Raw genomic sequence first — 22,918 nt, forward strand, 5'->3', positions numbered from 1 at the left:
AATGCCTCCTCACGCCTTCTCGGCGATGCGTTCGCCGAACAGCCCCTGCGGGCGAACCAGCAGCACGGCGAGCAGCATCAGGAACGCGAATGCGTCCTTATAGGGAACGGAGATGTAGGCGGCGCCCAGCGTCTCCACGATGCCGATCAAGAGGCCGCCGAAGATGGCGCCCGGGATCGAGCCGAAGCCGCCGATGATGTTGGCGGCGAAGGCTTTCAGCGCGATCAGCGGGCCGATGCCGACGGACACGAACAGGATCGGCGCCACCAGGATGCCGGCGAGGCCGCCCAGCGCGGCGCTGTAGGCGAAGGTGCCGAGGATCATGGCGATGACCGGAATGCCGAGCAGGCTGGCCATTTCCTTGTCCTGCGAGGTGGCCTGCAGCTTCTTGCCGACCATGGTCTTCTCGAACACCAGATATTGCAGGGTCACCAATGCGATGGTGACCGCGATGATGGAGAGATACTGGGTGTCCATGAAGATGTTGCCGACCAGGAAGCCGGCGCCGTCGAACAGCCCGGGCAGCACCTGCGGGCTCGGCCCATAGGTGGCGAGGACCAGGTTCGACAGCAGGATCGTGGCGCCGATGGTGGAGATGATGACCGGGATCTGCCCGCGATCGCGCAGCGGCCAATAGGTGATGCCGGCGAAGATCACGCCGAACACCGCCATCAGCACCACCGCCCCGATGAGGGCGATGGGATAGGGCACGCCGAAACCGGCGAACAGGATCACCATGAAATAGGCGCCGAGCATGGAAAACTCGCCCTGGGCGAAATTCACCACATTGGCTGAGCGAATGAGCAGAACGAAGCCGAGGGCGACCATGGCATAGATGCTGCCGATGCCAATCCCGGTGAATAGAAGCTGAGGAAGCAAGCTCATCGCCGATCCTGTGCGCGAGAAGATACAAAGACTGTCCGGAAAGGGGACGAAGCGGCCCGTCCTCGCCATCAGTAGGTTCGTCGGGGCCGAGTTTGTCGCGGCCATCCACGCCGGGCCGCCTGTTTCAGCGGTGCCGGGTGCTCTGATGCAACCGCGTCATGCCCGGGACGCGCCCGGGCATCGCGGCTGATTCAGGGGTTACGCCATGACCTTCAAAAAGGTCGGGCGATCACTTGTCGAAGGCGATGTGGCGATCGAAAATGATCTTTCCGTTTTCGTTCTTGACGATGTTGTAGCCGCGCAGGCCGTCGCCGTTCTCGTCGAAGGTGTAGGTGCCTTCGGTGCCGGGGAAGTCCTTGATGGCGAGGATCGCATCGCGGATCTTGGCGGGATCGGTGCTGCCGGCCTTCTTGATGGCTTCCGCCAGCAGGAGCACGGAATCATAGGCCCAGGCCGAGGTGTAGTCGGGCGCGCGGCCGACCTTCTTGGAGAATTCCTCGAAATAGGCCTTGGCGATCGGGTTGGCGTCGGCATTGAAGTCGGCGACCGCATAGGTGCCATAGAGCGCCGGGCCGGCGAGCTGCATGGCAGTGGTGGACGCGACCGAAGCCGAGCCGACCCAGGTGGCGGTCACGCCGAACTGCTTGAGCTGGCGGGCGAGCACCGCGACGTCGTTCTCGAACGCGGTGTAGGTGGCGATGATGTCGGCGCCAGACTGGCGCACGGCGAGCACCACCGGGGTGAGATCGGATTGGCCGTTGTTGAAGCCCTGCACCAGCACCGGTTCGATGCCCAGCGTCTTGAGGGATTCCACCAGCGCCTTGGCGCCGTTGGTGCCGAACGCGTCGGTGGAGTGCAGCACCGCCCACTTCTTCTTCTTCAGCTGGTTGACGCCGAAGTCGGCGATCACCTTGGCGGAATAGCTGTCGTTGGGGCGGGCGCGGAACAGCCAGGGATTGCCGGAATGGGTGAGCGTGGGGTCGGTGCCGCCGAAGAATACCGGGATGCCGGCCTTCTTGGCATCGCCCGAAATGGCGTTCACCTGGGTGGAGCGCACCGAGGCGAGCACGGCGGCGAGATCGCCACGGCTGATCAGGCGGGAGAAGGCGAGCACGATGCCGGGGTTGGTGGTCTGGTCGTCCTCGATCACCAATTCGAACTTCTTGCCGAGCACGCCGCCGGCGGCGTTCACCTTCTCGACGCCCAGCTTGGCGCCTTCGGTCTGGAGGTGGCCGATCTCGGCGGCCGGGCCGGTGAGCGGCGCGGTGAGGCCGATCTTGATGGTTTCCTGCGCCGAGACAGCGCCGAAGGAGCCCACGAGGGCAGCGGCGGAAAGCAGGCCGATAGCCGTGCGGCGGGACATGCCCATGATACGTCTCCCTATATCCGATCCGATTTGATATCGGAATTGATGGCCGCGAACATGGCTGCTATGATTTCCCTGAGTCAAGAGGATTGGCGCCCGTAAGCGGACATATCATTGACTTTTTTATTGTTATCGAGAGAAAATCCCTCAAGATCGACGGCTGGGCGCCAAATGAGCAGTATCTATCAGATTTCCAAGCCCATCCGCTTGGGCAACGAAGTCTATGACATCCTGCTCAAGAAGTTGATGTCCCTGGAAATACAGCCCGGTGAGCGCATAGGCGTCGATGGGCTCGCGCGGGAGCTTGGCGTTTCGCAGACACCGATCCGCGAAGCGCTTTCTCAACTCGAAGCTCAGGGGCTGGTGGTGAAAATCCACCTCTCCGGTTATCGCGCCGCTTCGCAATTGACGCGCAAGCAATTCGACAATTTGTGCGAGCTTCGCCTATTGATCGAGCCGCCGGCGGCCGCCAAGGCGGCGGTGCTCATGTCGCCGGAAGAATTTCAGGGGATAGCGGGGCTGGCCGCGCACATGCGAGACGCCAAGCGCGACGATGCGCAATCCGCCTATAACGCCTTCGCCCAGGAGGATGCCCGCTTCCACGCGGCCATCGCCAAGGCGAGCCAGAACGACCTTTTGCACGACATCATCACGCAGCAGCGGGTGCATCTGCACCTGTTCCGCCTGCGCTTTCATGCTCGCGTCACCGAGGATGCGATCGTCGAGCATGCGCGCATCCTGGAGGCCTTCGCCCAGCAGGACGCCGCGGGGGCCGCCGCCGCGATGCGCATCCACATCGAGAATGCGCATGCCCGCTTCAAGACGGTGTTCGAGGGCTGAGTTGCGGCGCGCCGTGAACCTTCCGGCCGCATACGTGTTGATTCCGCGGGGGGCAAGCTGCGAGGATGTCATGCCTGCAAAATCCAAAGCCCAGCAGATGGCCGCGGGTGCGGCCCTTTCCGCGAAGCGCGGTGAGACCAAGAAAAGCGAGCTGAAGGGCGCATCGCGCTCCATGGCGCAATCCATGAGCGAGGCCGAGCTCGAAAAAATGGCTTCCACCAAGCGCAAGGGCAAGCCGGAGCACGTCTCCAAATCCTGAGGCCCCATCGAGTTCAGGGCTCCGCAAGCGTACTACGGCGTCGCCTCCGTACGCGGCCGGCAGCGCAGGCAGGCCCGCAAGCCGGCGGCTTCGGCGGCGGTCCAATCGGCATGGAAGGTCACGTTCTCTCGCCGCGCGAGGCGGGACGGGCAGGACGGGCGGCAATAAATTCCGGTAGTGCGCACGCCATAGACGAAGGCGGCGTCCTGGGTGCGGTCGCGCGTCTGGACCGCGCGCCACAGGCGGGCGGGATCCTCGCAGCTTGGGTCTTCGATCGGCATTGCGGGCGCTCCCGGACTGAGTGTTTCCTGGCCTTCGATACGGCTTCCACGGCCGGCGCGCAGCCCGGTTTGGACGGACCGGGCTCGCGTTCACGAGCTTGCGATGTCGACCGCGGAGCGGTCCCGCGCTATACCCCGCCCATGCAGTCGATCCTCTCCATCAGCCATCTGTCGAAGACCTATGCGTCCGGCCACAGTGCCCTTAAGGACGTCTCCCTCGATATCCGGCGCGGCGAGATTTTCGCCCTGCTGGGTCCCAACGGTGCGGGCAAGACAACGCTCATCTCCATCGTCTGCGGCATCGTCAATCCGACCGGCGGCACAGTCACCGTGGACGGCGCAGACATCATCAAGAATTATCGCGCCGCCCGCAGCCAGATCGGCCTTGTGCCGCAGGAACTCACCACCGACGCTTTCGAGAGCGTGTGGGGCACGGTGAGCTTCAGCCGCGGGCTGTTCGGCAAGAAGCCGAACCCGGCGCACATCGAAAAGGTGCTGCGGGACCTCTCGCTCTGGGACAAGAAGGACAGCAAGATCATGACGCTGTCCGGCGGCATGAAGCGGCGCGTCCTGATTGCCAAGGCGCTGTCCCACGAGCCGCGCATCCTGTTCCTCGACGAGCCGACGGCGGGCGTGGACGTGGAACTGCGTCGCGACATGTGGCGGGTGATGCGCACGCTGCGCGAGTCCGGCGTCACCATCATCCTCACCACCCATTATCTGGAAGAGGCGGAGGAGATGGCGGACCGCATCGGCGTCATCCGCAAGGGCGAGCTGATCCTGGTGGAGGAGAAGCGCACGCTGATGCGCAAGCTTGGCAAGAAGCACCTCACCCTGCAGTTGGCGGCGCCGCTCGCAGCGATTCCGCCCTCCCTGTCCGCCCACCAACTGGCCCTCTCCGCCGACCGGACGGACCTGATCTACACCTACGAAACCGACAGCGAGCGTTCCGGCATCGCCGACCTGCTGCGCGATCTCGCCCTCGCTGGCGTCGCCTTCAAGGATCTGCACACGGAGCAGAGTTCGCTTGAGGATATTTTCGTGAGCCTGATGAGAGACGCGCAATGAACATCCATGCCATCCGCGCGATCTACATCTTCGAGATGGCCCGCACCGGCCGGACCCTGCTGCAATCCATTATCTCGCCGGTGCTCTCCACCTCGCTTTATTTCGTGGTGTTCGGCTCGGCCATCGGCTCGCATATGGCTGAGATCGGCGGCGTCAGCTATGGCGCCTTCATCGTGCCGGGCCTGATCATGCTGGGCCTGCTGACGCAGAGCATCTCCAACGCCTCGTTCGGCATTTATTTCCCGCGCTTCGTCGGCACCATCTACGAATTGCTCTCGGCGCCGGTCTCGGCGGTGGAGATCGTCATCGCCTATGTGGGCGCGGCGGCCTCAAAATCCATCATCCTCGGGCTGATCACGCTCGGCACGGCTTCGCTGTTCGTCGATCTGCACATCGTGCACCCGGTCTGGATGCTGTCCTTCCTGGTGCTGACGGCGGTGACCTTCTCGCTGTTTGGCTTCGTCATCGGCATCTGGGCCGATAATTTCGAGAAGCTGCAACTGGTGCCGCTGCTGATCATCACGCCGCTGACCTTTCTCGGCGGCAGCTTCTATTCCATCGACATGCTGCCGCCGTTCTGGCGCACGGTCACGTTGTTCAACCCGGTGGTCTATCTGGTGAGCGGGTTTCGCTGGAGCTTCTTCGGCATCTCCGACGTGGGCGTGGAGATCAGCCTGGCCATGACCTTGCTGTTTTTGTGCGTGTGCCTCGGCATCGTCATGTGGATGTTCAAGACCGGCTATCGCCTGAAGAGCTGATCCCGTCCCGCCGGCTCAGGCGGCGAGATCCGCCGGCGCCGCGGTGTCGCAGAAGCGGGCGAGGATGCCGGCGAGTGCGCGCGCGGTCTCGTCCGCCTGGGGGGCGAGGCACAAGGCCAGTTCGCCGGCGGCCACATCGGGCAGGCCCTCGGCCGCGCCGAGCATGCGGTGGGTCGCGGTGAGGCTGCGCCGTTCCAGCAGCGCGACGCCGAGGCCCCCCGCCAGGGCCGCCTGGAGGCCCATGAGGTTCGGGCTTTCATAGGCGATGCGCCAAGAGAGCCCTGCCGCCTCCAGGGCATGGACGGCGCGGTTGCGATAGATGCAGCCCTGCGGGAACGCCACCAGCGGCACCGGGTCGAGCGGCGGCATGGGATGGTCGGCGGCGGCGATCCACACCAGATGCTCCGGCCACACCGCCATTGCCTCCGCCGGGCCGGGCTCGCGCTTCAGCAAGGCGACGTCGAGATCGCCGCGGGCAAGGTCGGCCGCGAGGTCGCGCGACATGCCGCAGCGCACCGAAAGCCGCACATCCGGCCGCATCCGGGCGAAGGCTGCCACCGTGCGGGTCAGGGCGATGAGGGCGAAATCGTCGGGAATGCCGACCCGCACCACGGCCTGGGGGGTGTCGTGCCGAAGCGCCGCCTTGGCCTCGATGCTCAGCGCCAGGATGCGCCGGGCATAGCCGATCAGCCGCTCGCCTTCTTCGGTCAGCCGCACCCCCCGGCCGGCGCGATGGAACAGCGCGCAGCCCGCCGCCTCCTCCAGCCGGCGGATCTGCTGGCTGACGGTGGACTGGGTGCGATGGACGCGTTCGCCGGCGCGGGTGAAGCCGCCGGCATCCACCACGCTGACGAAGGCCCGCAGCAGATCGAGATCCAGCATGGTCGGTCATTCATTCGATTTTCAACTATTAAAGATCATGACATTCCATTTTTCAATGGTGGCGCGGAGCGTTAACAAGGCCGGGCCGCGCGGCTTCCGCCGCGCCCCTATTCGACGACCCGAAGATCGCCGCCATGAAACAGACCGCAGCGCCGACCGCCGCTCCGACCGCCGCGCCCGTTGCCACCCCTCGCCCTGCCGGTACCGCGCCGGCCGCCGCGACGCCGGCGCTGGTGGCCTTGTTCTGCGTGCTGTGGAGCTCGGCCTTTGTCTCGGCGAAGATCGCGGTGGTGGATTGCCCGCCGCTGCTGCTGCTGTCCGTCCGGTTCCTGCTGGCGGGAGCGATCCTGCTCGCCGGCTGCGCGCTCACCGGTCGGCTGAAGCCGATCTCGCGCCGGGAACTCGCAATGCTCGCGGTCTCGGGCGTGCTGAACAATGCGGTCTATCTGGGCTTCAGCTTCGTCGGCATGGTCAGCGTTTCCTCAGGCTTCGCCGCCGTGATCATCAGCGCAAACCCATTGCTGGTGGCGTTTCTCGCCGGGCCGGTGCTGGGCGAGCATCTCACCCGGCGCAAGCTGCTGGGGCTGGTGCTCGGCCTGCTCGGCGTCGCCATCGTGCTGCGCTCGCGCATCGCCGGCGGGCATGAGGACGTGGTGGGCACGCTGTTCATCCTGGCGGCGCTGGTGGCGCTCTCGGCGGGAACGCTGGTCTACAAGCGGGTGCGCACCTCCGCCGATCTGTTCATGGCGAGCGGGGTGCAGAGCCTGGCTGGCGGGCTCGCGCTGCTGCCGCTGGCGCTGGCCACCGAGAGCATAAGCGCGGTGAATCTCACCCCCGCACTCGCGGGATCCTTCGTCTACATGGTGCTGGCCGTCTCTATCGGCGGCTACAGCCTGTGGTATTTCATCCTCGGCCGCGCCAGCGCCACCGAGGCGAGCGCGCTGCATTTCCTCATGCCGCCGCTGGGACTGCTGTTCGGCTGGCTGCTGCTGGGCGAGCATGTGCCTTTGCTGGATCTCGCCGGCATCGTGCCGATCGCGCTCGGCATCCGCCTCGTCACGCGGTGAGGGGGAAGGCGGCATCCGCCGCCGCGCCGATCGCCTCGGCGTCCAGGCCCAGGGCCGCAAGCGTTGCGGCCATATGGGCCGGGAGCGGGGCGCTGACATCCAGCGCCGGCCCGTTCTTCGCCACCTGAAGCACGATGCGGCGCGAATGCAAATGCAGCATCGGCCCGCCCGGCAGGCGCGAGGCGCCGCCATAAATGGCATCGCCCAGGATCGGGAAGCCCAGATGGGAGAGATGGGCCCGCAATTGGTGGGTGCGCCCGGTCACCGGCGACAAAGCCAGCACGCTCAAGCCCTCGCCGCGATGGAGCACGCGCCAATCGGTGACGGACTCGAGCGCGCCGGGCGAGCCCTTCGGCACCGCCTGCATCCACCAGCCGCGATGGGGCGAGCGCTTGGCCAAGGGCTGATCGATGCGGCCGGAATCTTCGTCGGGCGCGCCCTTGGTGAGCGCCACATAGGTCTTGTGCGCCTGCCCGGTGGCGAACAATTTATTCAGCTGCGCCAGCGCCTTGGCGTGACGGCCGAGGACCAGGCAGCCGGACGTGTCCTTGTCCAGCCGGTGCGCCAGTTCGGGCGCGCGCGGCAGGCCGAAGCGCAGGCCGTTCAGATGATCGTGCAGGGTTTCCCCGCCCTTGGGGCCGGGATGCACCGGCAGGCCCGCCGGCTTGTCCAGCACCAGAACCATGCCGTCGCGATGCAGCACGCGGGCCGCGAGGGGGGATTGGGTTTCCAAGGGAACGGCGGGCGCGGCATTCATCGGCGGTGTTTTCGGGCTGGATGCGATGCGCCCGCATAGCATGATTTTGCCCGCGCGGGCGCCCTGGCCCCGGCGACCTTGCCGCGCCGCAGTAAAAACCCGCGCGATTCAAACCTGTTAGCTGTTGCGCGGTGTCATGACGGCGCGACGCAGGCATGCCAAGGTCGGCCATTCGCGTCTGAGGAGAGGAGCTTCGGTCATGGCCCATACGAGAAAGAACGAACGCCGGGTGCTGTCGGACGGCGAACTGGAGTTCGTCGACAAGGCCCGCCATCCCGCCCTTGCCGAGATGGCCCACGCCGATCTTCACGCCCTTATCGGCCATCTGCGGGAGCGGCGGGACCGGGCGCAGACCATCGCCAACAGCCAGCGCCGGGCCTTGCGCGGCAAGGGGCCGGGCGATGTGCGCTACGACAAGGCCGATCTCGGCAATCGCCAGAAGGCCTCGGTGCTCACCGACGCGCTCACCCGCGCCCGCCGCGAAATGACCCGCCGCACTGAAAAGGCGGCCCGCGAAGAGCTGATGGCCAATGCCCGCCACGCCTTGGCGCTGAAGCAGGCGGCCGGCGGGGCGCACCATCCCGACGGCGGCCCCACCGCCAACGAAGGCATGCGCGCCAAATCCCGCAAGCGGGTGGAGTCGCTCGCCCGCCCGGCGGAAGCTGGACGCGTGACCAAGTTTGTCGCCACCGCCCAGGCGAAAAAGGACAATCGCTGAGGCGCGACTGCGCTCTGCCGGGCTTCGGGTCGGGCGGAGCGCGCAAATGCACGCTTTGCGCTCAAAATGTTTCACGTGAAACATGGGCTTGGCACGGACGAACAGCGGTTTCGTGCGGCTTTGACGTGCCCTGTCGGCCGATGACATCGCCTTTTCGGGCGAAGGTTCGGCGATGAATTTCGGCAACCGGCCGGACTTCCGCATTTGACGGCCGCGGCCATGGAAAAGCGGGCCGGGCATTGCTACATTGTTTCATCAGATGCCGCCCCGAAGGCTCATCCGCCTGTAGCCCGGCTTCGACGCGGACCGCCGAAGCCACGATCCTGGTCGAGCCACCACGTCGAAAGCCGCCAAGTCGCCAGCCACCAAGTCGCCAGCCACCAGGTCGCGAGCTAGCCCATCGCAAGTCACCCGTTCGAGATCCAGATGCCCGGTTCCGCCGCCTCCCCGCCCGATCACCACGACCACGCCGCCTGCGTCTCGGGCGCGATGGCGCGGATCGAGCATTTGTGCACGCAGAAGGGCATGCGCCTCACGCCCCTGCGCCGGCGGGTGATGGAGGCGCTGGCGCAGAGCCATGTGCCGCTCGGCGCCTATGAATTGGTGGACCGGCTCGGAGCTGCGGGCGAGCGGCCGCCGCCCATGTCGGTCTATCGGGTGCTGGATTTCCTGGTGACCGAGGGGCTCGCCCATCGCATCGAGAGCCGCAACGCGTTCCTCGCCTGCGGCCATGCGCACGACAAGGACGAGGTGGTCGTCTTCCTCATCTGCGAGCAATGCGGCGACACCCGCGAGGTGCGCTCCCATGCGGTGGGGCGCGATCTTTCCTGGGCGGCGCGCGCGGAAGGGTTCGAGCCGCGCCAGCGGGTGCTGGAGATCGCCGGCCGCTGCGCAAATTGCCGCGAGTGAGGATGCGCCCCAAGCGCGAAACATTGACGCTCGCCCGCGCGCGGCCTACCTCCTAGCCAGATCGCGCCTCCCAGCCAGATCGCGCCGCCGCCCATCACAGGACGCTCCCATGACGCAGCAGCCCGTCGTGCCCACCGAATTGCTGGAAGCCGGCCCGGCCCTGCGCCGCACCACCGTGGGCGTGCCCGTGGGCAAGGTGATGGTGGGCGGCAATGCGCCGGTGGTGGTCCAGTCCATGACCAATACCGACACCGCCGACATCGACGGCACGGTGCGCCAAGTGGCCGCGCTCGCCCGCGCCGGCTCGGAGATCGTGCGCATCACGGTGGACCGGGACGAAGCCGCCGCCGCCGTGCCGCGCATCAAGGACCGGCTGCTGAAGATGGGCGTGGATGCCCCGCTGGTGGGCGATTTCCATTATATCGGCCACAAGCTGCTGGCCGATCATCCCGCCTGCGCCAAGGCGCTGGACAAATACCGCATCAATCCCGGCAATGTGGGCTTCGGCGACAAGAAGGACCGGCAGTTCGCCGCCATCGTCGAAACCGCCATCAAATATGACAAACCGGTGCGCATCGGCGCCAATTGGGGCTCGCTGGACAGCGAATTGCTGACCGCCCTCATGGACGAGAACGCGAGGCTCCACCGCCCGGCGGAAGCCCGTGCCGTGACCCGCGAGGCGCTGGTGCGCTCGGCCCTGCTCTCGGCCCAGCTGGCCGAGGATATCGGCCTTAAGCGCGACCGCATCATCCTGTCCGCCAAGGTCTCGGCGGTGCAGGACCTGATCGCGGTCTATACCGAACTCTCCCGCCGCGCGGATTATGCCCTGCATCTCGGCCTCACCGAGGCGGGCATGGGCTCCAAGGGCATCGTCGCCTCCACCGCCGCCATGGGCGTGGTGCTCCAGGCCGGCATCGGCGACACCATCCGCGTATCGCTGACCCCGGAGCCGAACGGCGACCGCACCCGCGAAGTGCAGGTGGCGCAGGAAATCTTGCAGACCATGGGCCTGCGCACCTTCGTGCCGCTGGTCGCCGCCTGCCCCGGCTGCGGGCGCACCACGAGCACCGTGTTCCAGGAACTGGCGCAGAGCGTGCAGGATATGATCCGCGAACGCATGCCGGAATGGAAGAAATCCTATCCCGGCGTCGAGGCGCTCAACGTGGCGGTCATGGGCTGCATCGTGAACGGCCCCGGCGAGAGCAAGCATGCCGACATCGGCATCTCGCTGCCCGGCACGGGGGAAACCCCCTCCGCCCCCATCTTCATGGATGGCAAGAAGGTCGCCACCTTGCGCGGCCCCAACATCCAGAGCGAATTCCGGGCCATGGTGGAAGACTATGTGGCCAAGCGCTATGGGGTGGCCGCCGCGCGTCCGGTCGCGGAAATCGACGCGGCGGAATAGCTCTATAGCCGATCGACATTCATGGCTTGGCGCTGTTCAGGAGAGAAACGTCATGCACGGGCTTGTCCCGTGCATCCACGCGGCACCGCTGGAGCTGGCTTTCCAAGGCCGGTGCGGTCGGCGCCGCGTGGATGGCCGGGACAGGCCCGGCCATGACGACCGGTGAAAGAAAGACAATCGCACGCACCCAACGTCGGGCGCCTCGACGATGCGCCACGCCGCTGAATGTCGATCGGTCCTAGCGCTCGTCTCAGGCCCGCCGCAGGCGCCTCACGCAGGCTTCACTTGAACCTTCTCCTGACGCTGCGTAGCGTCGCCTTTTCCTGGCGCGGGCCGGAAGCCCGCGCCCCCACGGGATGTTTCCGCATGACATTCGCGCGCCGCTCCGCCGCCGTCCTCAGCGCTGCCACCCTTTCCGCCGTCGTCCTCGGCGTCGCTTTGCTCGCGCTGCCCGCGCGCGCCCAGAATGCCGGCACCAGCGATGCCGGCACCAGCGATCCCGGCGCGGTGAAGGCCGGCACCTATGTGCTGGACCCCGGCCATAGCCGCGTGAGCTGGAGCGTGACGCATCTCGGCTTTTCCACCTACACCGGCCTTCTCCCCGCCGCAGAGGGCACGCTGGTGCTCGACCCCGCCGCGCCGGAAAAGAGCACGCTCACCGTGACCCTGCACACCGGCAAGGTCGGCACGCTCGACCCGGCGCTGGACCAGCATCTGAAGAGCGCGGAATTCTTCAATGTGGAGAAATTCCCTACCGCCACCTTCAAGGCGACGCAGATCGTGGCGAGCGGCAAGAGCGCGAAGATCACCGGCGATCTCACCCTGCTCGGCGTGACCAAGCCCATCACGCTGGATGCCACCTTCAACAAGGCCGGCACCAATCCTCTGGACAAGACCTATTCGCTTGGCTTCGACGCGAAAGCGGTCATCAAGCGCTCGGATTTCGGCATGAAGACCTATGTGCCGGCGGTGAGCGACGAGGTGACCTTGCAGATCGAGACCGAGCTGAAGGCGAAATAGCCGTCGTGGGGGCTCACCCCACCGCCCGTCGATCCTCGATGGTCTTCGCATCCGCCGGCAAGGTTCCCGGCGCGAGCAAAACGAGGCGGCCGCGCAGCTTGGTGGAGGCGCGCAGATCCTCCAGCACCGCATCCTGGGAGAGCGCGGCGGCGTCCGCCACCTCCACTTCCAGCAGCATGTCGTCATTGTCGCCGGCGCGGTCCACCACCAGGCGGGCTTTCGCGATGGCGGGATGCTTCTTCACCGCCGCGCTCACCTGCACGGGGTGCACGAACATGCCGCGGATCTTGGTCACCTGATCCGCGCGCCCGAGCCAGCCGCGCAGGCGGGTGTTGGTGCGCCCGCACGGGCTGATGCCGGGCAGCACGGCGGAAAGATCCCCGGTGGCGAAGCGGATGAGGGGATAATCGCTCTCCAGCAGCGTCACCACCACTTCGCCCACTTCGCCCGCGCTCTCCACCGGGTCGCCCGTACCGGGGCGCAGGATTTCGATGATCAGGTCCTCGTCGGCGATCAGGCCTTCTTCCGCCTCGCTCTCATAGGCGACGAGGCCGAGGTCGGCGGTGCCGTAGCATTGCAACGCGGCAATCCCGGCGGCCTTCATCTCCGCCCGCTGGCTGGGCAGAAAGGCTTCGCCCGAGACCAGCGCTTTCTTCAGCGAGGAAATGTCGATGCCCTGCTCGCGCGCCTTGTCCACCAGGATCTTCAGGAAGGAAGGCGTGCCGCCATAGCCATTGGGGCGGATGTCGGCGATGGCGCGCAATTGCAGGTCGGTCTGCCCGACCCCGCCGGGCACCACCGCGCAGCCGAGCGCATGGGCGCCGCTCTCCACCATCGAGCCGGCGGGGGTGAGATGATAGGAAAAGCAATTGTGCACGATCTCGCCCGCCCGGAATCCGGCGGCGAACAAGGCGCGGGCGAACCGCCAGTAATCGGAGCGTCGGCCCTCGGGATCATAGATCGGCCCCGGCGACATGAAGATGCGCGCCATCTGTCCCGGTGCCGCGCCGTTGAGCCCGCCGAACGGCAGGCTTTTCGGCTGGATCTCCAGCAGGTCGGACTTGCGCGTGACGGGCAATCGGGCGAGCGCGGCGCGGCTGGTGACGGCGTTTGCGTCCACATCCTTCAGCAGGGTGCCGAAATAGGCCGAGCGAGCCTTGGCGGTGGCCACCTGCGCGGCCAGCGCCTCCATGAGGGCGGCCTCGCGCACGTGGGGGGCGCGGGTTTCGGCGGCGTCGTAATGGCGGCTGCGGTCGTTCATGTCTTGCTCCCTTGCCGCTGCGCGGCCCCCTCCCCAACCCTCCCCCGCACGCGGGAGAGGGGGCTTGCCGCGCGCGCAGGTTGAAAGCCCTCTCCCGCCCGAATTCGGCTGTAGCCGACTTCGGCACGGTCAGGTGCCGAAGTCGGAAACATCCGCCTTCGGTTCGGGGGAGGGTTGGGAGGGGGCACGGCCGGGACCGGCCTCACAGCCACCGCTTCCTGCGCTTGAACGATTTCAGGTTCTTGAAGGATTTGCGCTCCTCCCCGCCGCCCTGGCCGAGATAGAATTCCTTCACGTCCTCATTGTCCGCGAGCTGCTCGGCGGTGCCGTCCAGCACGATCTTGCCCTGCTCCATGATGTAGCCGAAATCCGCCACGGAGAGCGCCACGCGGGCATTCTGCTCCACCAGCAGGATCGTCACGCCGAGATCCTGGTTGAGCTGCTTGATGATGGAGAACACCTCCTTCACCATCAGCGGCGAAAGGCCCATGGAGGGCTCGTCCATCAGGATCAGCTTGGGCCGCGCCATCATGGCCCGGCCGATGGCCAGCATCTGCTGCTCGCCGCCGGAGAGATAGCCGGCAAGCCCGGTGCGCTCCTTCAGGCGCGGGAAATAGCCGTAGACGCGCTCGATATCGTCCTTCACCCCATTGTCCTTGCGGGTGAAGGCGCCGAGCCGCAGATTTTCCAGCACCGTCATGTCGGAGATGATGCGGCGGCCCTCCATCACCTGGAAGATGCCGCGCCGTACGATCTTGTCCGGCTCGATGCCATTGAGCCGCTCGCCGAGGAAGGTCACGTCGCCGCGCGTGATCTCGCCGTCCTCGGTCTTCAGCAGGCCGGAAATGGCCTTCAGCGTGGTGGATTTGCCGGCCCCATTGGAGCCGAGCAAAGCCACGATCTTGCCTTCCGGCACGTTCAGCGACAGGCCGCGCAGCACCAGGATGACGTCGTTATAGACCACCTCGATATTGTTCACCGCCAGCATCGGCGCGGGCGCGGCCTCGGGACGGATATCGAGCTTCAGTGCGGCGTTGGACATGGCGTGATCCTGGGCGCGAACCCTCTCCCGCGTGCGGGGGAGGGCAGGGAGGGGGAATGCCGGGAGGCGGCCCGCGTGGCCCCCTCCCCAACCCTCCCCCGCACGCGGGAGAGGGCGCGCGTTGCGCAGGCCGTCAGATCACCAGCCGAGCAGCTCGGTCTTGCGCGGCAGGTCGATGGTGGTGACCTTTTCCAGCTTGATGGCGCCGCTCTTCACGAGCTCCGAGACGGTGCCTTCGGTCGCGCCGGAGACCACGGCGCGATAGAGATCCACCTTGGTGGTGGGGCGATGATCGCTGGCGGTCCAGGTGGAGGGATTGCACACCCCGTCCGTGCCCTTGGGCACCCAATTGGCCTTCTGATACATGCCGTCGCGGATCTTCGGGCCGGTGACGCCGCCGTTCTTGTCGGCCCATTCCATCGCTTCCTTCATGTACATGACGGTGCAGACGGCGGCCATGTAATGCACCGGGCGATAGGCGGTGCCGCTCGGGTCGGACATTTTCGAAATGTCCTTGAAGGTGGCCATGCCGGGCGCGTCCCCGGTCCAGGTCACGGCGGTGCGCACCGGAATGATGACGCCGTTCGCGGCGCTGCCGGCGGCCTTCATGGCATTCTCGTCCATGCCCCACACATTGCCGAAGAACTGCACCTTCACGCCCGCCGTCTCGCACGCCTTCAGCACCGAGATGTTGGAGCCGGCGGTGTTGCCGAGATAGGCGTAATTGGCGCCGGACTGCTTCAGCGTCAGGCACTGGGCGGTGTAGTCGCCGGGGGTGAGGGCGAAGGTGATGGGGTCCAGCACCTCGAAGCCGAGTTCCTTGGCATAGGCTTCCGCCGCCGCCTTGGGCGAGTTCGGGAACGGGTGGTTGGCGCCCATGTGCACCCATTTGGGCTTGCCCTGGCCGCCCTTCTTCTTCCAATCCTCGGCGGCCCACTGCACCTCGGCGCGGGCGGCGTCCGAATAAGACGGGCCGTAGAAGAAATTATACGGCGCGGCGCGCTCGCTCCTCGGGCCGCCCTTGCCGGTGGGGTCGGTGAGGGTCGCGGCATAGGAGCCGGAATAATAAGGGATTTCTTCCTTGGTCACCATGGCGACCAGCGCCTCGGTATCGGCCGTGCCCCAGCCCTGGATGGCGACCACCTTGTCGCTGCCGACCCATTTCTTGAACGCCGCCAGCGCGCGCGGCACCTGGTAGCCATATTCGGTGAAGTCGGAATTGATCGGCTTGCCGTTCACGCCGCCATTCTTGTTGATATAGGCGATGGCGTCCTGCACGCCCTGGCCATAGGGCGTGCCCACGTCCGAGGTGCCGCCGGAATAATCGGCGAGATGGCCGATATTGATGGACTGGGCCATGGCCGGTACGGCCGCCGTGAGGGCGAGAAGGCTGGCGAAGGTCGTTGCGATCCGTTTCATGCACGTCTCCTTGGGTATTTGTGTTTGCGTTTCCTCATGCGGCCGGCGCTCGTTGCTGGCGCCGGTCCGCGATCCTGTTCAATAGGAGAAGGGGTAGAGCTTCCAATAGGCCTTGATCTGCTTCCAGCGGTGGGCGAGCCCGTCCGGCTCGAAGATCAAAAACAGGATGATAGTGGCACCGATCAGCATCTCGCGCATATAGGTGATGCCGTCCTTCAGATGCAGCAACCGATCAATGGCGCTGCCCTGGAGAATGCCGGCCAGCGCGCCGGTGAGTTCCGGCAGCAGCACCATGAAGATGGTGCCGAGCAGCGAGCCCATGATCGAGCCGAGCCCGCCGATGATGATCATCGCCAGGAACTGGATGGAGAACAGGATGTCCAATCCCTCAACCGACATATAGCCGATGTAATGCGCATAGAGCGCGCCGCCGATGCCGGCATAGAAGGACGAGATGCCGAACGCCATGGTGCGGTATTTGGCAAGGTTCACGCCCATCATCTCGGCCGAGAGATAATGATCGCGCACGGCGATCAGCGCCCGCCCGTCGCGGGTGCGCATGAGATTGGCGGCGAACAGATACATCACCACGACGAACACCAGCACCACGTAGAAATACCGCGTGTCGCCGGACATGTCGAAGCCGAGGATGGTGAACGGCGCCGCCACCGCGCCCGAGGAGCCGCCGGTGAACCAGGCCGCCCGCACGAAGAAGTCCTGCAGGATGAATTGGGCGGCGAGCGTCGCGATGGCGAGATAGAGCCCCTTCACCCGGGTTGCCGGCAGGCCGAACAAAAGGCCCACCGCCGTGGTCCACAGCCCCGCCAGCACGATGGCGATCGGCACCGGCACGCCATGCTCGGCAAGGAACGCCGAGGCGAAGCCGCCGAAGCCGAAGAACACCGCGTGTCCGATGGAGATCTGGCCGGAGAAGCCGACCAATATGTTCAGCCCCAGGGCGGCGATGCCGAGATAGCCGATCTGGATCATCAGGCTCAGATAATAATTGCTGAGGACCAGCGGTGCCAACGCCAGCAGGATGATGCCGCCGACGATGAAGGCGAAGGTCAGCCGGGTGTCGAAGATGGTCTGGTCGGCGCGATAGCTGGTGCGATAATCGCCGCACGGGCGCATGGTGTCGATGGCCATGGCTTTAGACCCTCTCGATATCGCGGGTGCCGAACAGGCCGTAAGGCTTGATCATGAGAATGATGATGAGGACGTAGAAGGGCACGATTTCGTACAGGTTTCCCCAGTGCAGGAACTGGCTGTCGAAATAATGCGCGATGTTCTCCAAGAGCCCGATGATGAGCCCGCCCACCACCGCGCCGAACACCGAATCGAGCCCGCCGAGGATCACCGCCGGGAACACCTTGATGCCGAAGAACGAGAGCGCGGAGGACACGCCGTTGACGATGCCCACCACCACGCCCGCCACCGCCGAGACCGCCGCCGATATGCCCCAGGAGAGGGCGAACATCTGCCGCACCGAGATGCCGAGCGATTGCGCCACCTGCTGGTTGAAGGCGGTGGCCCGCATGGCGAGGCCGATCTTGGAATATTTGAAGAACCAGGCGAAGCCCGCCATGATCAGCACGCTGACGCCGGTGGACATCAGATAGGCGCTCTGCACCTGGAGCCCGAACACATCCACCTTGCTCACGGCGAAGATCGGCGGGAACGGCTGCGCGAACGTGCCGAACATCCATTTCATCAGCGCCTGGAAGAAGATGGAGAGGCCGATGGTGACCATGATCACCGAGATCACCGGCTCGCCGATGAGCGGCCGCAGCACCAGCATCTGCAGCGCCAGGCCGAACAGCATCATGAAGGCGAGCGAGATCAGGAAGCCCCAGACGAACGGGATCTGCCAATAGGTCAGCAGCCACCAGCAGGTCCAGGCGCCGATCAGCAGGAACTCGCCCTGGGCGAAATTCACCACTTGCGAGGCCTTGTAGATGAGCACGAAGCACATGCCGACAACGCCATAGAGCGTGCCGATGATGAGGCCGTTGATGCACAATTGTATGAAGAGCTGGAAGCTCATTGGGCTGCTCCTCGGGCGGCGCTGCGCCCGCTCCACGGGCCTTTGATTTCACCTCTCCCCGAGGGGGAGAGGTCGGCTGCGGAGCAGTCGGGTGAGGGGGCACCGCTGGTCCGGGACTCGAAAGGTTGGCGTCCCCTCACCCCGTCCCTCTTCCCGTGGGGGAGAGGGGGATGCCCGGTCGCCATATCGCGCGCCATCATGCGGCCCTCTTCTTGCTCGAGCCGGACGCGGTCGGCGCCAGCTTCAGGTCGATGACCTTGAGCGTGGTGCGGATGCGCTGCTTGCTGCCGTCCTGGAACGCGATGGTGGTGTCCACGTCGATGGTGGGATCGCCGCGATACATGGCGTCGATGATGTCGCCATAGCGCTCATTGATGACGCCGCGTCGCACCTTGCGGGTGCGCGTCAGCTCCCCGTCGTCGGCGTCCAATTCCTTGTAGAGCAGAAGGAATTTCGAAATGCGCTGCTTTTCGGGCAAGGTCTTGTTCACATGCTCCACCTCGCGGCGCAGCATGTCCGTCACCTCCTGCCGGCCCGAGAGGTCGGTATAAGTGGTGAAAGAGATGCGGTTCTTCTCCGCCCATTTGGAGACGATGGGGAAGCGGATGCAGATCATGGCGGCGAGATGCTCGCGCCCGTCGCCCAGGATCACCGCCTCCGCCACATAGGGCGAGAATTTCAGCTTGTTCTCGATATATTGCGGCGAGAAGCGGTCGCCATGGGCAGTCTGCGCCATGTCGCGCACGCGGTCGATCACCACCAGATGGCCGCGCGGATTGACGAAGCCGGCATCCCCCGTGCGCATCCAACCGCCGTCCACGAACGACTTCGCGCTTTCTTCCGGGTTGTTGTAATAGCCGGTGAATGTATTCGCGTGCCGCGTGACGATTTCACCCAAGCCATTGGGGTCGGGATCGTCGATGCGGATTTCAACGCCTTCCATCGGCACGCCGACCGTGTCGAAATCAACATCATTTGCGGTGTGGATGGTATAGGCGCCGAGCAATTCCGTCTGGCCATAGAGCTGGCGCATGGGCACGCCGAGCGCGAGGAAGAAGCGGAACGTATCCGGCCCCAGCGCCGCCCCGCCGGTGGCCGCCGATTTCAGGTGCGAGAAGCCGAGGCGGTCGCGCAGCGCCCGGAACAGGATGAAATCCGCGAGGCCGGAGCGCTGCCCGCGATCGAGCGCCGCGAGGCCGAGCTTCATGCCGAAATCGAACATGGCGCGCTTGAGAAAGGATGCATCCATCATGCGCGCCCGCACGTCGGCGGCGATCTGCTCCCACACGCGCGGGGCGAACAGCACGAAGGTGGGGCCGATCTCCCGCATGTCGGCCATGGTGGTTTCCGGCTCCTCGACGAAGTTCACCTTCATGCGGGACAGCAAAGCCTGACCGAAGGCGTAGATCTGTTCCATGATCCAGGGCATCTGGAGCACGGAGACATATTCATCGTCCGGCCCGCGCATGTCGGCGGCGAGATAGGCCGCGCAATGGCGCAGCGCGGCGCCGCCCGTGAGCATGGCGAGCTTGGGGTGGGAGGTGGTGCCCGACGTGGTGCACAAGATCGCCACGTCGGCGCCGGAACCCTTGTCCACGAGCGCCTGATAGGCGTCCGGCTGCGCCGCCGCGCGCGCTGCGCCGCGGGCTTCAAGGTCCGCCAGGGACACGAGGCGGGCATCATCATATTTGCGCAGCCCGCGCGGGTCGGCATAGATGATGTGCCGCACGGTGGGGATGCGGTCCTCCAATTGGAGAAGCTTATCCACCTGCTCTTCGTCCTCGGCGAAGATGACCGCCACGTTCGCATAGGTGACGAGATAGGCGACCTCGTCGGCCAGCGCATCGCGATAGATGCCGAGCGATTGGCCGCCCACCGCATGGATGGCGATTTCGCCCATCAGCCATTCGGGGCGGTTGTCGCCGAGCAGAGAGATCACGTCGCCGCGCGCGACACCAAGGTCGAGCAGGCCGAGCGCCATGTTCTGCACGCGCGCATTCACCTGCTGCCAAGTATAGGCATTCCAGATGCCGAGGTCTTTCTCGCGCAGCCAGGTATCCGTCGGATGCTGGCGCGCATTGAGCGCGAGCAGCTTGGGGAACGTGTCGAAGATCGCCACGTCGGGCAAGGCGGAGGCGGGGGTATTCACGCTCATGGCTGCCTCACGCGGACACGGCCTGGAGGAGGGGCTCATCCTCGACGACAAGGTCTTCCTCGCCGAGATAGGCCTTGCGGACATTGGGGTTGGCGAGCACCTCGGCGGGCAGGCCCTCGGCGATCTTGCGGCCGAAATCGAGCACCATGACGCGGTGGGAGATATCCATCACCACCCCCATGTCATGCTCGATCATGATGATGGTCATGCCCCATTCTTCATTAAGGTCAACGATATAGCGGGCCATGTCCTCTTTCTCTTCGAGATTCATGCCGGCCATGGGCTCGTCGAGCAGGATCAGCTTGGGCTGCAGGGCGACGGCGCGCGCCAGTTCCACGCGCTTGCGCAGGCCATAGGAGAGCGTGCCGGCGGTGGCCTTGCGCACGTGCTGGATTTCGAGGAAGTCGATGACATCCTCCACCGCCTTGCGATGCTCAAGCTCTTCTTTCTGCGCGCCGCCGATCCAATAGATCGCGCCGGTGAACAGATTGTTCTTCAGCAGATGGTGGCGGCCGACCATGATATTGTCGAGCACGCTCATGTGGTGGAACAGCGCGAGATTCTGGAACGTGCGGCCGATGCCGGCGGCGGCGCGCTTGTTCGGCTTCAGGCGCGTGATGTCCTTCCCATCGAACGCGATACGGCCTTCCTGCGGCGAGTAGCGACCGGAAATGCAGTTCAGCAACGACGTCTTGCCGGCGCCGTTCGGCCCGATGACCGAAAACAATTCGCCGCTGCGGACAGAAAATCCGACATTGCTCAGCGCTTTAAGGCCACCAAAGCGCAGTGAAATGCCATCGACATTCAACAACGACGAATCGGCGACGGATGCGCCAGGACGCTTGCCTGTCGACATGTTCCCCTCCCGGATTCCGCATATGAGCGGGTGGCTTCTATGGCCACATCCCACATTGTGAGATGAATTGGTTTGATTATCTAGCGAGCGTTTGCTTTTTTCAAGGGAGATCGCATCAAGCCATCCTAAATATTGCGGCGTGGATTTTTTTGTCTCACATTGTAGGACATGAGCGACGACGAACTTGATCCGGCCGCGCCCAAGGGCGCGCAAAGCCTCGGGCGGGCCATTTCCGTGCTGCGGGTGGTGGCCAACGCCGCCCCGCACCCTGTGCGCCTCGCCGATTTGATCCAGGGCACCGGCCTGTCGAAGGCCACCGCCCACCGCCTGGCGACGACGCTGGTGTTCGAGACCCTGCTTGCCTATGACGCCCGCGACCGGTGCTATTCCCTCGGCGCCTTCTTCTCGAAATTCGTCGCGGGCAAAGGTCCGGCCGCCGCCCATCTCCCGCTTGAGGAGGAGGGTTCGCGCCCGGCGGCGCATCCGGGCCGATACAGCGGCAGCAAGATTCCTCTCGCCCATCTGCTGTGCGACCGGCATCTGGCGGTAAAACGCGCCCATCCCGCAATGATCCACGAGACCGTTTCGGGCCAGACCTCCGAATTGAGCTTTGGCAAGCTTGCGGAATATTCATCTCGATTTGCCCGTGTCTTGGCGGCGGCGGGTATCAGGAAGGGCGACCGGGTCGCCGTCCTTTTGCCCAAGGGCATGGAACTGGTCATCACGGCGCTCGCGATCTGGCGGATCGGGGCGGTCTACATGCCGCTCTTCTCCACCTATTCGCCCGCGGCCGTCGAAGCCCGGCTGAAGGCCGGCGGCGTCAAGGCCGTGGTCGCGAACCGGTTCCTGATCGATCGCGCCTCCCGCTACATCAACGAGAAGACCTTCGTCTGCTTGATCGAGGGCGACCAGATCAACCGGATCGACGGCAAGGTGACCCTTTTCTGGTCGTCCATCTATGCATCCGAGCCGCTCGAAGGGGTGGAAACCTACGCCGCGGGCGACCCCTTCACCATGACCTATGCCCCGAGCTTCGTGGAGGCCCGGCTTGGTCTTCTGACCCCGGTGCGGGCGCTGGCGGCGATCGAGCAATACATGCGGATCGGCATGGATGTCCGCGACGACGACATCTATTGGAACATGGCCGACCAGGGTTGGGAATACGGCATCTATTACGGTCTCATCGGTCCTCTTCTGATCGGCTGCTCGATCCTGTTCTGCGATGGGCCGTACGACGTCTCGCAGGGCTATCGCGTGCTGTCGAAGTTCCGCGTCACCAACCTCACGGCCGCCCCGTCCCAGATCAAGGCGTGGCGGCGCGGCGATCCGAACGACGCCACCTCCCCGTTCGCCATCCGCATGGTCACGGTGGGGGGTGAACCGTTGCCGCCCGACGTCATTTCCTGGGTCACGCAGAAGCTCGAGGTGCCGCTGATCAACCAGTATGGACACCGCGAGACCGGCATGATCGTGGGCATGAAATACGACCCCAGCGATCCCGCCTCCTCGCGGCGTTCCTCGGTCGGCCGCGTCATGCCGGGCTTTGCCCTTGCGGTGCTCGACAAGCACGGCGCCGAATTGCCCGCCGGCTCGGAAGGCACCCTGGCCATCGATGTGGAACGCTCGCCCTTGTTCTGGTTCCGCTCCTATTTCAAGGATGATGCCAGGACGAAGACGCGATTTCCGTTCGGTGGCGACTATTATATTCTTGGTGATACCGGCTTCATCGACGACGAAGGATGGGTCCACTACAGCGGGCGGGCATCCCATGCCATTTTGATGCAGAAAGATTGAAGGCGCATCCGTGCGCGGGTCATGCTCTCTCTCCCATAGTGGCCGCCGGCTGGACGTGGCGTGGCGCGCAGTCCCGATCATTCCGTCGGGTTATCAGGAAACAATCGAACGTTCTTTTTCTCTTGCGGT

At 65.2% G+C, this 22,918-nt stretch carries 22 protein-coding genes; 10 read left to right on the forward strand and 12 right to left on the reverse strand.

Annotated features, from left to right (window positions below; genetic code table 11):
* Nucleotides 1-9: 9 nt before the first annotated feature.
* Nucleotides 10-885 carry a branched-chain amino acid ABC transporter permease gene (locus tag V5G24_RS24170; RefSeq protein ID WP_394084421.1) on the reverse strand — a complete coding sequence of 292 codons (876 nt, stop codon included), beginning with the start codon at nucleotides 883-885 and terminating at the stop codon, nucleotides 10-12.
* Nucleotides 886-1,114: 229 nt separating this feature from the next.
* Nucleotides 1,115-2,254, reverse strand: a complete 1,140-nt coding sequence (locus tag V5G24_RS24175; protein WP_394084423.1) for an ABC transporter substrate-binding protein — start codon at nucleotides 2,252-2,254, stop codon at nucleotides 1,115-1,117.
* 168 nt (nucleotides 2,255-2,422) lie between these two features.
* On the opposite strand from V5G24_RS24175, the gene V5G24_RS24180 reads away from it, so the two are divergent.
* A complete protein-coding gene (locus V5G24_RS24180) occupies nucleotides 2,423-3,091 on the forward strand; it encodes a GntR family transcriptional regulator (RefSeq protein WP_394084425.1) in 669 nt (222 codons plus the stop codon).
* Between the two features lie 70 nt (nucleotides 3,092-3,161).
* Nucleotides 3,162-3,350, forward strand: coding sequence for a DUF3008 family protein (locus V5G24_RS24185; protein ID WP_394084534.1), 189 nt, complete (start codon nucleotides 3,162-3,164; stop codon nucleotides 3,348-3,350).
* 32 nt (nucleotides 3,351-3,382) lie between these two features.
* On the opposite strand, the gene V5G24_RS24190 is transcribed toward V5G24_RS24185, so the two are convergent.
* On the reverse strand, nucleotides 3,383-3,631 hold the full coding sequence (locus V5G24_RS24190) for an Ada metal-binding domain-containing protein (protein ID WP_394084427.1): 249 nt from the start codon (nucleotides 3,629-3,631) through the stop codon (nucleotides 3,383-3,385).
* Nucleotides 3,632-3,772: 141 nt separating this feature from the next.
* Between V5G24_RS24190 and V5G24_RS24195 the strand changes: the two genes are divergently transcribed.
* Together V5G24_RS24195 and V5G24_RS24200 are read left to right on the forward strand one after the other, a co-directional pair.
* Nucleotides 3,773-4,699, forward strand: coding sequence for an ABC transporter ATP-binding protein (locus V5G24_RS24195; RefSeq protein WP_394084429.1), 927 nt, complete (start codon nucleotides 3,773-3,775; stop codon nucleotides 4,697-4,699).
* Nucleotides 4,696-5,457: an ABC transporter permease gene (locus V5G24_RS24200; protein ID WP_394084431.1), complete on the forward strand. Its 762-nt coding sequence runs from the start codon at nucleotides 4,696-4,698 to the stop codon at nucleotides 5,455-5,457. Before V5G24_RS24195 ends, V5G24_RS24200 begins: the two co-directional genes overlap by 4 nt.
* Nucleotides 5,458-5,472: 15 nt before the next feature.
* On the opposite strand, the gene V5G24_RS24205 is transcribed toward V5G24_RS24200, so the two are convergent.
* Nucleotides 5,473-6,339, reverse strand: coding sequence for a LysR substrate-binding domain-containing protein (locus tag V5G24_RS24205; RefSeq protein ID WP_394084433.1), 867 nt, complete (start codon nucleotides 6,337-6,339; stop codon nucleotides 5,473-5,475).
* A 134-nt stretch (nucleotides 6,340-6,473) separates the two neighbouring features.
* Between V5G24_RS24205 and V5G24_RS24210 the strand changes: the two genes are divergently transcribed.
* Entirely contained in the window at nucleotides 6,474-7,406 is a 933-nt protein-coding gene (locus V5G24_RS24210) for a DMT family transporter (protein WP_394084435.1), read from the forward strand.
* Here the strand turns inward: V5G24_RS24210 and V5G24_RS24215 are convergent.
* Nucleotides 7,396-8,163 (reverse strand): RluA family pseudouridine synthase, encoded by a 768-nt coding sequence (locus V5G24_RS24215; protein WP_394084437.1) that lies wholly within the window; start codon nucleotides 8,161-8,163, stop codon nucleotides 7,396-7,398. The genes V5G24_RS24210 and V5G24_RS24215 overlap by 11 nt on opposite strands.
* Before the next feature lie 199 nt (nucleotides 8,164-8,362).
* On the opposite strand from V5G24_RS24215, the gene V5G24_RS24220 reads away from it, so the two are divergent.
* The 4 genes from V5G24_RS24220 to V5G24_RS24235 all read left to right on the forward strand — a co-directional run bounded on the left by V5G24_RS24220 (nucleotide 8,363) and on the right by V5G24_RS24235 (nucleotide 12,215).
* Complete coding sequence (locus tag V5G24_RS24220; RefSeq protein WP_394084439.1) at nucleotides 8,363-8,881, forward strand: hypothetical protein; 519 nt, start codon at nucleotides 8,363-8,365, stop codon at nucleotides 8,879-8,881.
* A 426-nt stretch (nucleotides 8,882-9,307) separates the two neighbouring features.
* On the forward strand, nucleotides 9,308-9,790 hold the full coding sequence (locus V5G24_RS24225; RefSeq protein WP_394084441.1) for a Fur family transcriptional regulator: 483 nt from the start codon (nucleotides 9,308-9,310) through the stop codon (nucleotides 9,788-9,790).
* Between the two features lie 109 nt (nucleotides 9,791-9,899).
* The gene (gene ispG / locus V5G24_RS24230) at nucleotides 9,900-11,195 is read left to right on the forward strand and encodes a flavodoxin-dependent (E)-4-hydroxy-3-methylbut-2-enyl-diphosphate synthase (protein WP_394084443.1); all 1,296 of its coding nucleotides are present in this window, start codon (nucleotides 9,900-9,902) and stop codon (nucleotides 11,193-11,195) included.
* Between the two features lie 366 nt (nucleotides 11,196-11,561).
* Nucleotides 11,562-12,215, forward strand: a complete 654-nt coding sequence (locus tag V5G24_RS24235) for a YceI family protein (protein WP_394084445.1) — start codon at nucleotides 11,562-11,564, stop codon at nucleotides 12,213-12,215.
* Between the two features lie 13 nt (nucleotides 12,216-12,228).
* Here V5G24_RS24235 and V5G24_RS24240 read toward each other — a convergent pair whose 3' ends face one another.
* The 7 genes from V5G24_RS24240 to V5G24_RS24270 form a co-directional block, all read right to left on the reverse strand.
* Complete coding sequence (locus V5G24_RS24240) at nucleotides 12,229-13,476, reverse strand: phenylacetate--CoA ligase family protein (protein WP_394084447.1); 1,248 nt, start codon at nucleotides 13,474-13,476, stop codon at nucleotides 12,229-12,231.
* A 202-nt stretch (nucleotides 13,477-13,678) separates the two neighbouring features.
* Nucleotides 13,679-14,518, reverse strand: coding sequence for an ABC transporter ATP-binding protein (locus V5G24_RS24245; protein WP_394084449.1), 840 nt, complete (start codon nucleotides 14,516-14,518; stop codon nucleotides 13,679-13,681).
* A gap of 138 nt (nucleotides 14,519-14,656) precedes the next feature.
* Nucleotides 14,657-15,937, reverse strand: coding sequence for an ABC transporter substrate-binding protein (locus V5G24_RS24250; protein ID WP_394084451.1), 1,281 nt, complete (start codon nucleotides 15,935-15,937; stop codon nucleotides 14,657-14,659).
* Between the two features lie 78 nt (nucleotides 15,938-16,015).
* Nucleotides 16,016-17,086 carry a branched-chain amino acid ABC transporter permease gene (locus V5G24_RS24255; protein ID WP_394084453.1) on the reverse strand — a complete coding sequence of 357 codons (1,071 nt, stop codon included), beginning with the start codon at nucleotides 17,084-17,086 and terminating at the stop codon, nucleotides 16,016-16,018.
* A 4-nt stretch (nucleotides 17,087-17,090) separates the two neighbouring features.
* Nucleotides 17,091-17,984, reverse strand: a complete 894-nt coding sequence (locus tag V5G24_RS24260; protein WP_394084455.1) for a branched-chain amino acid ABC transporter permease — start codon at nucleotides 17,982-17,984, stop codon at nucleotides 17,091-17,093.
* Between the two features lie 196 nt (nucleotides 17,985-18,180).
* Nucleotides 18,181-20,139, reverse strand: coding sequence for a long-chain fatty acid--CoA ligase (locus V5G24_RS24265; RefSeq protein ID WP_394084457.1), 1,959 nt, complete (start codon nucleotides 20,137-20,139; stop codon nucleotides 18,181-18,183).
* A gap of 7 nt (nucleotides 20,140-20,146) precedes the next feature.
* A complete protein-coding gene (locus tag V5G24_RS24270; protein WP_394084459.1) occupies nucleotides 20,147-20,995 on the reverse strand; it encodes an ABC transporter ATP-binding protein in 849 nt (282 codons plus the stop codon).
* 168 nt (nucleotides 20,996-21,163) lie between these two features.
* On the opposite strand from V5G24_RS24270, the gene V5G24_RS24275 reads away from it, so the two are divergent.
* Entirely contained in the window at nucleotides 21,164-22,789 is a 1,626-nt protein-coding gene (locus V5G24_RS24275) for an AMP-binding protein (RefSeq protein WP_394084461.1), read from the forward strand.
* The last annotated feature ends 129 nt before the right edge of the window (nucleotides 22,790-22,918 follow it).

The sequence above is a fragment of the Roseixanthobacter finlandensis genome (genome assembly GCF_043195105.2).
In the GTDB taxonomy this organism is placed as follows: domain Bacteria; phylum Pseudomonadota; class Alphaproteobacteria; order Rhizobiales; family Xanthobacteraceae; genus NCEH01.

Excerpts from the sequence above, each read along its gene's own strand:
- V5G24_RS24220 (WP_394084439.1), top strand. The coding sequence starts at position 8,363 with ATGGCCCATACGAGAAAGAACGAACGCCGGGTGCTGTCGGACGGCGAA.
- V5G24_RS24185 (WP_394084534.1), top strand. The coding sequence starts at position 3,162 with ATGCCTGCAAAATCCAAAGCCCAGCAGATGGCCGCGGGTGCGGCCCTT.
- V5G24_RS24260 (WP_394084455.1), bottom strand. The coding sequence starts at position 17,984 with ATGAGCTTCCAGCTCTTCATACAATTGTGCATCAACGGCCTCATCATC.
- V5G24_RS24195 (WP_394084429.1), top strand. The coding sequence starts at position 3,773 with ATGCAGTCGATCCTCTCCATCAGCCATCTGTCGAAGACCTATGCGTCC.
- V5G24_RS24205 (WP_394084433.1), bottom strand. The coding sequence starts at position 6,339 with ATGCTGGATCTCGATCTGCTGCGGGCCTTCGTCAGCGTGGTGGATGCC.
- V5G24_RS24245 (WP_394084449.1), bottom strand. The coding sequence starts at position 14,518 with ATGTCCAACGCCGCACTGAAGCTCGATATCCGTCCCGAGGCCGCGCCC.
- V5G24_RS24265 (WP_394084457.1), bottom strand. The coding sequence starts at position 20,139 with ATGAGCGTGAATACCCCCGCCTCCGCCTTGCCCGACGTGGCGATCTTC.
- V5G24_RS24255 (WP_394084453.1), bottom strand. The coding sequence starts at position 17,086 with ATGGCCATCGACACCATGCGCCCGTGCGGCGATTATCGCACCAGCTAT.
- V5G24_RS24270 (WP_394084459.1), bottom strand. The coding sequence starts at position 20,995 with ATGTCGACAGGCAAGCGTCCTGGCGCATCCGTCGCCGATTCGTCGTTG.
- V5G24_RS24200 (WP_394084431.1), top strand. The coding sequence starts at position 4,696 with ATGAACATCCATGCCATCCGCGCGATCTACATCTTCGAGATGGCCCGC.
- V5G24_RS24210 (WP_394084435.1), top strand. The coding sequence starts at position 6,474 with ATGAAACAGACCGCAGCGCCGACCGCCGCTCCGACCGCCGCGCCCGTT.
- V5G24_RS24235 (WP_394084445.1), top strand. The coding sequence starts at position 11,562 with ATGACATTCGCGCGCCGCTCCGCCGCCGTCCTCAGCGCTGCCACCCTT.
- V5G24_RS24275 (WP_394084461.1), top strand. The coding sequence starts at position 21,164 with ATGAGCGACGACGAACTTGATCCGGCCGCGCCCAAGGGCGCGCAAAGC.
- V5G24_RS24180 (WP_394084425.1), top strand. The coding sequence starts at position 2,423 with ATGAGCAGTATCTATCAGATTTCCAAGCCCATCCGCTTGGGCAACGAA.
- V5G24_RS24240 (WP_394084447.1), bottom strand. The coding sequence starts at position 13,476 with ATGAACGACCGCAGCCGCCATTACGACGCCGCCGAAACCCGCGCCCCC.
- V5G24_RS24170 (WP_394084421.1), bottom strand. The coding sequence starts at position 885 with ATGAGCTTGCTTCCTCAGCTTCTATTCACCGGGATTGGCATCGGCAGC.
- ispG (WP_394084443.1), top strand. The coding sequence starts at position 9,900 with ATGACGCAGCAGCCCGTCGTGCCCACCGAATTGCTGGAAGCCGGCCCG.
- V5G24_RS24215 (WP_394084437.1), bottom strand. The coding sequence starts at position 8,163 with ATGAATGCCGCGCCCGCCGTTCCCTTGGAAACCCAATCCCCCCTCGCG.
- V5G24_RS24250 (WP_394084451.1), bottom strand. The coding sequence starts at position 15,937 with ATGAAACGGATCGCAACGACCTTCGCCAGCCTTCTCGCCCTCACGGCG.
- V5G24_RS24175 (WP_394084423.1), bottom strand. The coding sequence starts at position 2,254 with ATGGGCATGTCCCGCCGCACGGCTATCGGCCTGCTTTCCGCCGCTGCC.
- V5G24_RS24225 (WP_394084441.1), top strand. The coding sequence starts at position 9,308 with ATGCCCGGTTCCGCCGCCTCCCCGCCCGATCACCACGACCACGCCGCC.
- V5G24_RS24190 (WP_394084427.1), bottom strand. The coding sequence starts at position 3,631 with ATGCCGATCGAAGACCCAAGCTGCGAGGATCCCGCCCGCCTGTGGCGC.